This is a genomic window from Pseudomonas sp. 31-12, assembly GCF_003151075.1.
GTDB lineage: Bacteria > Pseudomonadota > Gammaproteobacteria > Pseudomonadales > Pseudomonadaceae > Aquipseudomonas.
The window spans coordinates 3,435,578-3,447,545 of the sequence record NZ_CP029482.1; the positions used below are offsets into that span (position 1 = coordinate 3,435,578).

General features: G+C 58.4%; 11 protein-coding genes and 1 pseudogene. 3 read left to right on the forward strand and 9 right to left on the reverse strand.

The genetic code is table 11. The annotated features are described in order from the left end of the window. Positions 1-25: 25 nt before the first annotated feature. The 3 genes from DJ564_RS16080 to DJ564_RS16090 are packed head-to-tail and all read right to left on the reverse strand — an operon-like array spanning position 26 to position 3,604. Positions 26-973, reverse strand: coding sequence for a dihydrodipicolinate synthase family protein (locus tag DJ564_RS16080; RefSeq protein WP_109631272.1), 948 nt, complete (start codon positions 971-973; stop codon positions 26-28). 58 nt (positions 974-1,031) lie between these two features. Next, complete coding sequence (locus DJ564_RS16085) at positions 1,032-1,958, reverse strand: 4-hydroxyproline epimerase (protein WP_109631274.1); 927 nt, start codon at positions 1,956-1,958, stop codon at positions 1,032-1,034. An 11-nt stretch (positions 1,959-1,969) separates the two neighbouring features. After that, positions 1,970-3,604: an APC family permease gene (locus DJ564_RS16090; RefSeq protein WP_109631277.1), complete on the reverse strand. Its 1,635-nt coding sequence runs from the start codon at positions 3,602-3,604 to the stop codon at positions 1,970-1,972. A gap of 279 nt (positions 3,605-3,883) precedes the next feature. Between DJ564_RS16090 and DJ564_RS16095 the strand changes: the two genes are divergently transcribed. Then, positions 3,884-4,657 (forward strand): AraC family transcriptional regulator, encoded by a 774-nt coding sequence (locus tag DJ564_RS16095; RefSeq protein ID WP_109631279.1) that lies wholly within the window; start codon positions 3,884-3,886, stop codon positions 4,655-4,657. Positions 4,658-4,831: 174 nt separating this feature from the next. Continuing rightward, positions 4,832-5,440: a dTMP kinase gene (locus DJ564_RS16100; RefSeq protein ID WP_109631282.1), complete on the forward strand. Its 609-nt coding sequence runs from the start codon at positions 4,832-4,834 to the stop codon at positions 5,438-5,440. 131 nt (positions 5,441-5,571) lie between these two features. Here DJ564_RS16100 and DJ564_RS32420 read toward each other — a convergent pair. After that, positions 5,572-5,700: pseudogene (locus tag DJ564_RS32420) on the reverse strand (LysR family transcriptional regulator); the annotation flags it as partial. Between the two features lie 102 nt (positions 5,701-5,802). Between DJ564_RS32420 and DJ564_RS16110 the strand changes: the two are divergent. After that, positions 5,803-6,207, forward strand: a complete 405-nt coding sequence (locus DJ564_RS16110; RefSeq protein ID WP_109631285.1) for a thioesterase family protein — start codon at positions 5,803-5,805, stop codon at positions 6,205-6,207. Between the two features lie 212 nt (positions 6,208-6,419). On the opposite strand, the gene DJ564_RS16115 is transcribed toward DJ564_RS16110, so the two are convergent. The 5 genes from DJ564_RS16115 to DJ564_RS16135 form a co-directional block, all read right to left on the reverse strand. Continuing rightward, positions 6,420-7,412 (reverse strand): LacI family DNA-binding transcriptional regulator, encoded by a 993-nt coding sequence (locus tag DJ564_RS16115; RefSeq protein WP_109631287.1) that lies wholly within the window; start codon positions 7,410-7,412, stop codon positions 6,420-6,422. A gap of 75 nt (positions 7,413-7,487) precedes the next feature. Further along, positions 7,488-8,990: a sucrose-6-phosphate hydrolase gene (locus DJ564_RS16120; protein ID WP_178082303.1), complete on the reverse strand. Its 1,503-nt coding sequence runs from the start codon at positions 8,988-8,990 to the stop codon at positions 7,488-7,490. After that, positions 8,987-10,132 (reverse strand): ABC transporter ATP-binding protein, encoded by a 1,146-nt coding sequence (locus DJ564_RS16125; protein ID WP_109631293.1) that lies wholly within the window; start codon positions 10,130-10,132, stop codon positions 8,987-8,989. The genes DJ564_RS16120 and DJ564_RS16125 overlap by 4 nt, the downstream gene beginning before the upstream one ends. Positions 10,133-10,159: 27 nt before the next feature. Further along, positions 10,160-11,002 (reverse strand): carbohydrate ABC transporter permease, encoded by an 843-nt coding sequence (locus DJ564_RS16130; RefSeq protein ID WP_109631296.1) that lies wholly within the window; start codon positions 11,000-11,002, stop codon positions 10,160-10,162. Next, the gene (locus DJ564_RS16135; protein WP_109631298.1) at positions 10,999-11,961 is read right to left on the reverse strand and encodes a carbohydrate ABC transporter permease; all 963 of its coding nucleotides are present in this window, start codon (positions 11,959-11,961) and stop codon (positions 10,999-11,001) included. The genes DJ564_RS16130 and DJ564_RS16135 overlap by 4 nt, the downstream gene beginning before the upstream one ends. Positions 11,962-11,968 lie beyond the last annotated feature (7 nt).

An 11,968-nucleotide genomic window follows, 5' to 3' on the forward strand; every position in this document is an offset into this window, starting at 1 on the left:
TCACAGCGGGTGCGTTCAGGTGAGATCAGGCGACGTTCTGTTCTGCCGACCAGTTTTTGTACCACTGGCGGAACAACGTGTACTGGTTCTCGGCGTAATGACGCTGGGCATCGCTGAGCGCATCGGTCTCGTTGAAATGCAGCGTGTATTCCTTGTCGCCATTGAGCACCATCAAGTGCTTGTAATAGAGCACCAGGTCGCAGCCTTCATCAAAGGACGACAGGACGGCCAGCGCCGATTCCAGCTCCCTCGCCAGGCGACGAGCCTTGGCGTCGCCTTTGGCTGCCTGCTTGCTCAGGGCGACCAATTGCAGCACTTCGCGGGGCAGCGCGTTGCCGATCCCGGTGATGGCGCCGGTGGCATTGCAGTTGACGAAACCGTGTACCACTTGAGTATCGACACCGACCATCAGGGTGACGTCATCGTCCTTGGACGTGATGTTCTCGGCGGCGTAGCGCAGGTCGGCGGCACCGCCGAACTCTTTGAAGCCGATCAGGTTCGGGTGTTCGCGACGCAGTTCGAAGAACAGATCCGCACGGGTGGCGAACCCATAGTAAGGGCTGTTGTAGATCACCGACGGCAGATTCGGGGCCGCCTTCAGGATGGCGGAGAAGTGAGCTTTTTGCGCGGCCGGAGAGGCGCCCCGGGACAGAACGCGCGGGATCACCATCAGACCATGGGCGCCGACTTTGGCCGCATGGGCGGCGTGGGAAATCGCTTCCCGGCTATTGACCGCGCCAGTACCGACAATCGTCGGAACGCCGGCGGCAACCAGGCGGGCCACGCCTTCCTGACGCTCGCCTTCGGTAAGCAGGGGCCAGTCGCCCATGGAGCCGCAATACACGACCGCACTCATGCCGATATCAATCAGTTCGCGACCTTTGGCCACCAGCGCGTCGAAGTCGGGTTTTCGCTCGGCCGTGCAGGGGGTCATCAGTGCCGGAATGCAGCCAGTGAAGATGCTATCGCTCATTGTTGTAACTCCTTGAAGCGTTCATTCAAATGGATTGAGGGAAGTGCCGCGTGGTCGCTCAAATGCCCCACGCGAAGGGATCCTGTTCGTCGATCAGCAGCGTGCTGTCGGCGGTCATGAAGGCCTGGCCGGTAATGAACGGGCGCACACGTTCGCCTTCCCATTCATAGCTGCCGACGAATTGGCTGGCAGTGATGCTCGCTTGTACCCAAGGCTCACCGGCGGCCAGTTTTCCATCGGCCGCCAGGCACGCCAGTTTGGCGCTGGTGCCAGTGCCGCAGGGCGAGCGGTCGTAAGCCTTGCCCGGGCACATGACGAAGTTGCGGCTGTCGGCCTGGTCGTCGTCGGCGAACAATTCGACATGGTCGATGAGGGCGCCGTCCTCGCCGTGAATGCCCTGGGCTTCAAGGGCTTTGAGCATCGCCCAGGTGTATTCGGTGAGGGCTTCGACGTTGTCGAGTTGCAGCACCTGCCGGTGGTCGGAGACCAGGAAAAACCAGTTACCGCCCCAGGCGATATCGCCATAAACGCAGCCGTGTCCGGGGACTTCCACCGACACCTGTTGACGGTAACGGTAGGCGGGCACGTTGCGCAGGGTCACGGTGCCGTCGTCATGCAGGGTGGCGCTGACCGGGCCGACGGGGGTGTCGATCTTGTGCACGCCGGGGGCGATGTGCCCCAGGTAGTGCAACGAGTTGACCAGGCCGATGGTGCCGTGACCGCACATGCCGAGATAACCGGCATTGTTGAAGAAGATCACGCCGCAAGTCGCATCCGGCGAGACCGGCTCGCAATACAGCGCGCCGACCAGCACATCGTTGCCACGGGGCTCCAACAGGCAGGCTCGACGCCAGTGGTCATGCTGATCGCGCAGCGCATCGCGCTTCTCGACCATGGTCTGGCCGGGCAGCTTGGGAAAGCCGCTCATCACCAGGCGAGTCGGTTCGCCGCCGGTGTGGGAGTCAATGACATGAACCCGTTTCATAAACCTATCCTTTAGAAGTGCGCAGGGGCAGGGCGCTGGGCCGTTGTGGTGCAGGCGCGAGTCAAATCGGCTTCGCTTTCATCGTCCTCGGATTCCAGACGGACCAGATGCGCCGGAACGCCAGTCGCCGCGCCCCAGCAATAGATGCCCAGTGCGCAGACCGCCACGACCAGAGTGTCGAAGGGATGGCTGAGGACGCCCAGGCCACCGAAGCTGCCGAGTTTGGAGAGCACGATGGTCACGGCGTAGAAGCCGATCAGCCATGCGGACGAGCGTACTTGTTGGGTCAGGCTCAGATGCTGGGTCGGCACAAAACGACCACACATCAGGTACACGACGAACATCAGAATCTGCAGGCCCAGCAGCCATGACACGGTGCTCCAGCCCGACCAGTAGACGATCAGCGCCGCGATGACGAATGACAATGGACCGAGGACGCTCATCCACTTGACCCTGAACGGGCGCGGCATATCCGGCGCATTGCGGCGCAGCGCGGCAACAGATACCGGCGCGACGGCGTAGCTCAACACCAGAGCGGCGGAAACCACATTGATCAGGGCTTCCCAGGAGGGGAAGGGCAGGGTCCAGAACACCGACAGGGCGAAGGTCAGCCATAGCGCCGGGCGCGGGATGCCGGATTGTTCGTCGATACGGGTGAATACCTTGAAGAAGGTGCCGGTTCGCGCCCAGCCATAGATCACGCGGGGTGTTGCGTTCATATAGATATTGCCGCAACCGCTGGGGGAGATCACCGCGTCGGCGACCACCAGGTAGGCCAACCAACCCACGCCCAGCGCCAGGGCGATGTCGCGATAAGGCAGGGCCAGTTCCTTGGCGACACCGGCCCAACCGTTGGCCAGCATCTCGGTGGGCACGCCGCCGAGGAAAGCGACCTGCAACAGCACGTAGATCAAGGTGGACAGCAGCACGGACAGGATCAGTGCAATCGGAATGGTCCGTTGCGGATTCTTCACTTCGCTGGCCACCGATATGATCGGCGTCAGTCCCAGGTAAGCGAAGATCACACCGCCGGCGGACACCGCCATCTCGATGCCCGACAGGCCGAATGGCGCGAAGCCTTGTGCCTGGAAGTTTTCTGGTTTGAAGAAGGTGAACAGCACACCGATGACCAGCAGCGGGACGATGAACTTGAACACGCTGACCAGGTTATTGGCCATGGCGAAGGTCTTCACACTCCGGTAGTTGAGCAGGAAAAACAGGCAAAGCAGGCCGAATTGCACGAGCCAGCCGATGATCGTCGGATCGCTGGAGCCGGCCTTGGTCAGCTCCGGAAACCAGGCGGCGGCATACTGCCGGGAGGCGACCACTTCGATCGCCACCAGGCTGGTGAAAGCGATCAGCGTGATAAAGCCCATCAGGTAGCCGAGCAACGGACCATGGGAATAGACCGGATAACGAACCACGCCCCCGGCACGCGGCAGCGCCGCCCCCAATTCGCAATAAACAATGCCCAGCAGCAGGACGGCAAAGCCGCCCAAGAGCCAGGAAAATATACCGGCCGGCCCCGCAATCGCAGAGACGTGACTGGCTGCAAACAACCAGCCGGAACCGAAAATGGCGCCCAAGCCGATAAACGTTAGGTCCATCAACGAAAGTTGTTTTTTGAACTTGCCTTTGCCTGACATAGCGTCGCCTTCTTGTGAGTTATTGGATAGGCAGGTGTGCATGCAATGGCGATAGAGTGAACGCGTCAGGACGCTGGCGATTGATGTTTTGCATGGATGCGAATGACGAAATCAGCACAATGCGGATGGCTGATCCGGCTATGTTCCTATCAGCTCGACACGGGGTAAGCCTTGGGGCAATCTGCCTGCGCGCGCCTCAATAACGCCGCTGAAAGGCACTGGACAACGTGCTGAGCGAAGAGGGCGCAAGCGTGTTTTTTCAGTGGGAGATCAAGATTGATGACGCAGAACGCATTGGCGATCCTGTGCCAGGGAAACGACCAGAATCGTCCCGATACCCTCGAAGCATTACTGGCGGGCGTGGCACTTCTGTTGCCGATGCTGGATGTGATCCCCAATGCCGCGATCTTTATCAAAGACATCAAGGCGCGCTATGTCATGGCCAACAGCACGCTGGTTCAGCGCTGTGGATTGAAACAGTTGCAACCGCTGCTGGGGAAAACCAGCGCCGAAGTTTTTCCAGAACAATTGGGGCCGGGCTACACCGAACAGGACCGTCGTGTACTGGAACAAGGCTTTGTCCTGGAAGACCAACTGGAATTGCACTTGTACGGCAGTCGAGAACCCGGTTGGTGCCTGACGCATAAACGCCCGCTGTATAACCGCCACGGTGAAATCATTGGCCTGGCCGGGATTTCGGTCGACCTGCAATCGGCCAGTGACACGCATCCGGCTTATCAACGGCTGGCCGCCGTGGATGAATACATTCGCGCGCATTTCAATCGCCGCATCACCTTGGGCGAACTCACGCGGATCGCCGGCATTTCAGTGGCGCAACTGGAAAGGTATTGCAAACGCGTGTTCCACCTGACGCCGCGGCAGATGATTCAAAAGGTTCGCCTGGAACACGCACACCGTTTGCTGCACACCGAGATTCCCATTACCGACGTGGCATTGCAGTGCGGCTATACCGACCACAGTGCGTTCACTCGGCAGTTCAAGGCATTGACTGGATTCACGCCACGGCAGTATCGGCAGGCGACGGGGTATTGAGTCGGACCGAACCCTGATCGGAGATAGAATTGAGACCCGTTAGCCAGAAACCACGTTAGAGTGTTCATCAATGTCTGTTCATAAGGGCCCTTCACTCGATACGCGTAGCCGCGCCAAGCGGTTCCAGCGAGCGAACCGGGCAAAAAAAACCGTGTATCAATCGTTGTTTGAAGAATGAATCCTCCACTGTTTGTTTCGCTAGATGGGCCCAAGGGAACCGGCAAAACCACACTGTTGGAGGCCGTTACGAAAGTACTGAGGGCGGACAACAAAAAGGTGATCCGACTTTCCGAGAGTAAAAGCGATCCCTTTAGGGGTGAAACAATGGCCCTCGTTAACAAGCTCGTCAGAAATCCCACCCGGGATTTGGAGTTCGAGGTTTGTGAGCGCCTTGCGGATAGCCGTACCTGGATTTCCCGGCACGTGCTGGCAAAACAGCCACCCGGCAGCATCATCTTGATCGATCGCTGGTACCCGTCTGATGCCGCGTTCCGCCGGATAATTCCGTTTGCGCAGATCCTGCAGTTGAACATTGATCGAAACGTGCGAGTGCCAGACCTGCATGTCGGGGTTGTCACCGTCCCTGAAATTTCATGGGCGAGGGCTGCGGCACGATCGCGTGGGCTGAGCAGTACGGTGATGCATAAGCTGGAAGAACATGTCGCTTGTACCCAGGCGTTCGAGCGAGCGATTGCAGATAACGGCTGGGTTTTATGCCGTAATGAAGGAACGATTGAAGACGCAACGATGCAGGTGATTTCGGAGATCTATAAAGTCCTTTGATGCCCTTTAGGCGAAGTTCGCTGCGCTGGCCTTGATGCGGTTGAGAGCGTTATAGATTTAGATCGTTAGCGGGATCGAAGGGGGATTTTGGGGTGGTCGATCCAAAGCAACACTCCATCCCATGCGCCACGCTAATAGAAAGCCTCGCAGCATAGAGCATTCAGAACAAGCGAAAAGACGGGTGTTGGCAAGCGACGGCTTGGGTAGTACAGGTGATAACCCGAGAACAAAGGGCACCAGTCCTTTAGGACTTTTACCAAACCGCACCGGCACGGTGAGCATCGTTTTCGAATTGCAGAAATGAATAAAGCATCAATGCACCGTTTCACTCGGGCACATAATAACGACGGGGAGATACATCAATGCCTAATGCGGTTCTTGTCAGCAGAACCATTTTGTTTGGAGACTGTGATCCTGCGGGAGTGGTTTACACTCCGCGATTTTCATATTTTGCTGTAGAAGCTATTTATGTAGCCCTTGATAAGTGGTTGGGAGTGCCCGGGCTTAGAACTTTGATGGGGTTTGATATATTGCCGCCAGTACGCGCCATGTCATTTGAGTTGCTGGCGCCTGTGACATGGGATGATAAATTAAATATTAAAGTCGGCGTGGCCAAGTTGGGTGCTCACTCTTTCACTTTTTTGGTTGAGGGTTTTTTAGATAATGGAACACTGTCCTTCGTCGCGAATATCACACATGTATGTGTCTCGCCAAAAACCAAAGAAGTTGTAGCCGTGCCAGCCCAGTTGAGAGCGCTTCTTTCATAAAAGCGTCAATGGTGGACAAGTCCAGCAGCAGTGTCCCGGCGACAGAGGCACTAAGCCCCACCGCATGCAGGCATGCGGTTTTCGTCCGGGCAGAAAATATCAGCCGGCCATCGAAGCGCTGCCTGCGTCCTGGTGGCGGCGGAACACTTCTAGTGCGTGACAGGCTAATGGCCAATCGAAAGCAAGCGGGTGTGCTATTACCTGACTGTTTCTTATAGTGATGCCCTGACCACCAATGGGCAATCAACTGGCTGGGCTCCCGATTCTTCAAGGGTCTCGATCAAGTGCCGGGCAGCCTTGCGACCGATCTCGTAGTACGGCAGTTGCACCGTGGTCAGCGGCGGGATGAACAGCTCGGCAATGCCGATCATGTTGTCGTAGCCGAGCACGGCGACATCGCTGGGAATTTTCAGGCCACGGCCCAACAACAGCTGATAGGCACAAAACGCAATGCGGTCGTTGCCACAGATCAGAATATCGAATTGGGGGCGACCATCAATGATGTGCCGGTCGAGGATGGCGGCGGTTTCACCATAGGCGTCATGATCGGAAAGGTCGTATTGCAGGAGCGCGTCAGGCGCTAGTCCGAATGCCTGGCAGGCACGCTGCATGCCTTTTTGTCGGAGCCCCCAGGCCAGACTCTGTTTTGGCAGATTGATACAAAGAGGGCGCCGATAGCCCTGGCTCAACGCATGATGTACCGCTCGATACTGCCCCGTTTCGTCGTCTGGCACATAACTGACCAGGCGACTGTCATCTGCCAGGCAATTGGCGAGTACCAGGGGTTTGCTCTTCAAGCGCTCGGGAATACTCACGTGGCGAAACCCCATAGCGCTGAAGATCAACCCGTCGGGACGGTGCGATAGCATCAGGTCGATATTCTGGTCGGTGGGCGGGTTGCTTAGCAGGTTGAGGATAAAGACATTCCAGCCGGCTTGTTGCGCAGTCTGTTCGATGGACAGCAGCAACTCGACCGCGAACGGTGTGGTCGCAGTGTCCAGAGCGAACACACCGATGGTGCGCGACTGGAGGTTGTCGCCGCGCATCTTGCGCGCCGACAGGCTCGGTACGAATTGCAGTTCATCAATGGCGAGACGTACCCGCTGAAGGGTTTCGGGGCTCAGTTTTTCCGGATTGTTGAGCGCTCGAGAAACCGTCATCAGGGACACGCCGGCCAGCTGTGCAACGTCTTTCACTGAAGTCATGCGTGGCGAAACCGGTCAGGTTGACGCAGGATCATGACACATGGCCCGCGCTTCTCGCGACTCGAATGAGGCTGCTCATAGCCATCCCGAGGCAAGAGGCCATGCCCTGGGAATCGAGACACGCCCGCCGGTCCCGCTTGCGAGAAGCTTTACACCCAGACTATCGCGTTGTGGATAGATGCGACTGCTGAGGCTGAAGCGCCCGTTTTCGTCGAACACCTCAATGGACGAGCGATCGAGGAACACACGCAATGCCAGTAACGCTTGTGTCGGGTCTATCGCCACGCTGCGCTGACCGGTGACTTGCGCACCCGAGCGGTTGCGGTCCAGCACCAGGCGCTGCAGCGCCGCATCGTAGTAGAGCAGGGTTTGTTCATCGCCATCGTCGCTGCAGCGCAACGCGATTCCCAGGTGGCCGTCGGTACAGCCGAGTAAATCCAGGTTCACATGGATTTCGAGCATATCGCCGTTCACTCCTGGCACCCACTGGGTGCCCGACGCCTCCCACCACGGCGTGCTCGGCAATAGCGTCTTGCGCAGAGCGGTGAGCTCCCGTGCGGGAAACACGCACAGGCGATCTGCGCACAGTTCAAGTTCGCGTGGCAACCCGAGCATGCCGCACCAGTGATGGGCCTGGCTCGGCATCGGGCTGTCCCACATGTCGAGCCACGCCCACACGAGGCGCCGACCATCGGCGGCCAGTAGCGTTTGCGCTGCATAGAAATCGTGGCCGTTATCCAGTTCGATAAAAGGCCCGCCCATGAAGTGCCAGTCGCTGTCGAGTCGACCCACGCGATAACCCGTCTGGTACTTGTTGAGCCGTTCGTAACCTTGGGATGACATGCCTTGGGGGGAGTACAGCAGCACATCGCTTCCGTTCAGTCGGAACAGATCCGGGCACTCCCACATATAGCCATCGCCCTCGCTGCCACCGGCCACATAGTCAAGGAACTCCCAGACGTGCAGATCCGTGGAGCGGTACAGCGGGAGCACCGGCCTGTCGCCCAGACGTGCGCCGGCAATGAGGTACCAATAGCCATCCTCCTTCCATACCTTGGGGTCACGAAAGTGCATGATCGTGTCTTGCGGTGCGGTCTCGATGACGGCGCCATGCTTGACGAACCGGACGCCATCGATGCTGGTGGCCAGGCACTGGACCTGACGGATGAAGCGCTCGTCACCCACTTCCCCCAGCCAGGTGTGCCCCGTGTAGATCAGCGCCAGGGTATCTCCGCACACCACCGCACTACCGGAAAAGCAGCCGTCACGGTCGAATTCATCGTCGGGTGCCAGCGCAATGGGCAGGTGCTGCCAATGAACCAGATCGGCACTCTTGGCGTGCCCCCAATACATCGGCCCCCATTTCGCTTCGAAGGGGTAATGTTGATAGAAAACGTGATATTCGCCACGAAAGAACACGACCCCGTTAGGGTCGTTCATCCAGCCTGCCGGGGGGGCGATATGATAACCGGGGCGATAGTCCTCGATGACGCGAGACAGGCCGTCACTCAGCGCACGCTGCGCAAGGTCAAGGGTAGAAGGCATTGGATCGCTCATGTGATTCGAAGGCAAGGTCATAGGGCCCGTGCTCGGACTGAGCGCAGAGAGACATCATTCGGCTGGTTTTCCATGGCTTGTGGGTGGCGCTCCAGGGCCGTGCCGTCGTCGTCGAACAGGTGCAGGTTGTCGATGTCCAGCTGCAGTTCGACCCGATCGCCCACCTGCCATCCGGCGTTGACCTCGCAACGACAGATCATTGACTCGTCCCGCCCCGTTTCGAGGTGCACATACGTTTCGCTGCCCAGGTATTCGACCCCGATCACGACGATGCCGACGGCTCCATCAGCCTTTTTGAGCGAAATGTGCTCCGGGCGAATCCCCAGGCTCAACAACGTCCCCGCCGCCAGGTTCGAGCTGTCGAAGGGCAGGGTGGTCATTCCCAAAACGGGGGTGTCGACCTCGCTTGTTTCGCCCGGGGCATGCAGGCGCGCCGCCATAAAGTTCATTTTGGGTGAACCGAGAAAACCGGCCACAAAGCGGCTCGCCGGGCGCTCATAGAGATCGCGCGGTGAGCCGACCTGCTCTACGTGACCGCCATTGAGCACAACAATTTTGTCGGCCAGGGTCATCGCTTCCACTTGATCGTGGGTGACGTAGATCATGGTCGAGCCCAGTCGATCATGCAGCCGGGCGATTTCGTTGCGCATCTGCACCCGCAACGATGCATCCAGATTGGAGAGCGGCTCATCGAACAACAAAATGTCCGGCTCCCGTGCCATGGCTCTGCCCATTGCCACACGCTGACGCTGTCCTCCAGAGAGTTCTTTTGGTTTGCGTTGCAGCAGTTTGTCCAGTTGCAGGATTTGCGCAGTTTTCAGCACGCGCTCGCGCAGGCTGGTCTTTTCAGTCTTGGCCAGTTTGAGACCAAAGCTGATGTTGTCGTAGACGCTCATGTGCGGGTACAGCGCATAAGACTGAAACACCATGCCGACGCCACGCTCGCGCGGCTCCAGGTCGTTGACCCGACGCCCGTCGATCAGCAGGTCGCCGCCGCAGATCGAATCCAGTCCAGCGATCAGTCGTAGCAGGGTCGATTTTCCGCAGCCCGAAGGGCCGACGAACACCACGAATTCACCCGCCGCGATTTCCAGGCTGACGTCGCGAAGAATGCGCATCCCGCCCAATTGTTTGTTCACGTTGTCCAGTTTCAATTTGATCACGATGCTGTTCCTTGTATTTGTTGGGCATCAACCCTTTAACGCGCCGGCAGTGAGACCGGAAACGATTCGGCGCTGGAAGATCAGCACCAGAATCACCAGTGGGACGGTGACCACCACCGAGGCGGCCATCAACAACCCCCAAGGCAACTCATGAGGGCTGCCGCCGGAAATCAAGGCGATGGCGACCGGCACCGTGCGTTGTGTGTCGGTGAGGGTGAAGGTCAGGGCAAACAGGAACTCGTTCCACGCTGCGATGAAGGCCAATAAGCCCGTGGTGACCAGTGCGGGCCAGAGCAGCGGCAACAGCACGCGGGTCAGCGTGACCCAGGGGGACGCTCCGTCCATGATTGCTGCTTCTTCCAGTTCATGGGGCAGTTGGCCCATGAACGTGGTCAGCACCCAGACGGTGAAGGGCAGGGTGAAAATCGTGTAGCTCAGGATCAATGCCCAAGACGTGTTGTACAGGCCCAGGGCGCGAATCACTTCGAACAGCCCCGACAGCACAGCGACCTGGGGAAACATCGACACGCCTAGAACCATCATCAAGACCGTGCCACGTCCACGGAATTTCACCCTTCCCAAGGCATAGGCTGCGGTGACACTGAGGAACAACGCCAGCGTCACAACGCTAAGCGCAACTACCAGCGAGTTACCGATAGCCCGCAGGAATGAGGCTTGGTGGAGTACCGCCGCGTAATTGGAGAAGTCGGGGCTTTCGATCCAGTAGCTCACCTGGAACAGGGCACTGGATGGCTTCAGCGAAGTCACGATGGCGTAGTAGAAAGGGAAGACCGCATACAGCAGCAAAACCCCGATCAGACACCAGAATCCGAGGCGCAACAGCGCCTTTTTGAGTAGGCGCAGGCTCATGACCGAACCTCCATTTGACGGCGTCCGAGGTAGAGATAAAGCATGGCGATTGCCGCAACGACCAGAAACAGCAGAGTCGAGGCCGCACTGCCATAGCCAACATCCTGGAACTCCACCAAGTGTTGGCGGGCATAGACCGACATGCTCATGGTGCTCGAAGAATTCGAGGTCAGCACATAGATGACGTCGAATACCCGCAGGGAATCGAGGATGCGGAAGATCGCCGCCACCAACAATGCAGGCATCAACAGCGGAAGCGTGACGCGCCAGAACACTTTCAATGGATGAATGCCATCGACCCTGGCGGCTTCGTAACAATCGCTCGGCAACATCTGCAAGGCGGCCAGCATCAGTAGCGTGACAAAAGGTACGGTCTTCCAGACGTCGACGATGATGACCGCCCACATCGACAGATCCGCATCTGCTGTCCAGGCCAAGGGGGCATCAATCAGACCGACGCTCAGCATCATGTGATTGATGATGCCGAACTGGTCGTTGAGCATCCATGACCAGATCTTCGCCGAGACAATGGTAGGAATCGCCCAAGGAATCAGAATCAACGCACGCACCAAGGAGCGGCCGGTGAACTTGATGTTCAACAGCAACGCCACCAGTAGCCCCAGGACGACTTCCAGTCCTACCGACACCACGGTGAAATGCAAGGTGTTGCGCACAGCGTTCCACCATTGAGGATCAACCAGGATGCCCGACCAGTTGGAGCCGTTGTGGAACAGATAATTGCTCAAACCTATGAAGGTTCCGCCACCGGTGTCCGCCAGGTTGGCGTCGGTCAGGCTGAACCAGAATGTTCGCAGCAGCGGCCAGGCGGCCACCAGGGTCAGACACAGCAACATGGGTGTCAGAAACAGCCAGGCGGCGCGTACTCGGCGGCGCTGTACAGGCGTTTCCCTGGTGAGCAGCAGCTCGTCACAGGGGGCATGGATAGTAGAGACAGACATGGTGATT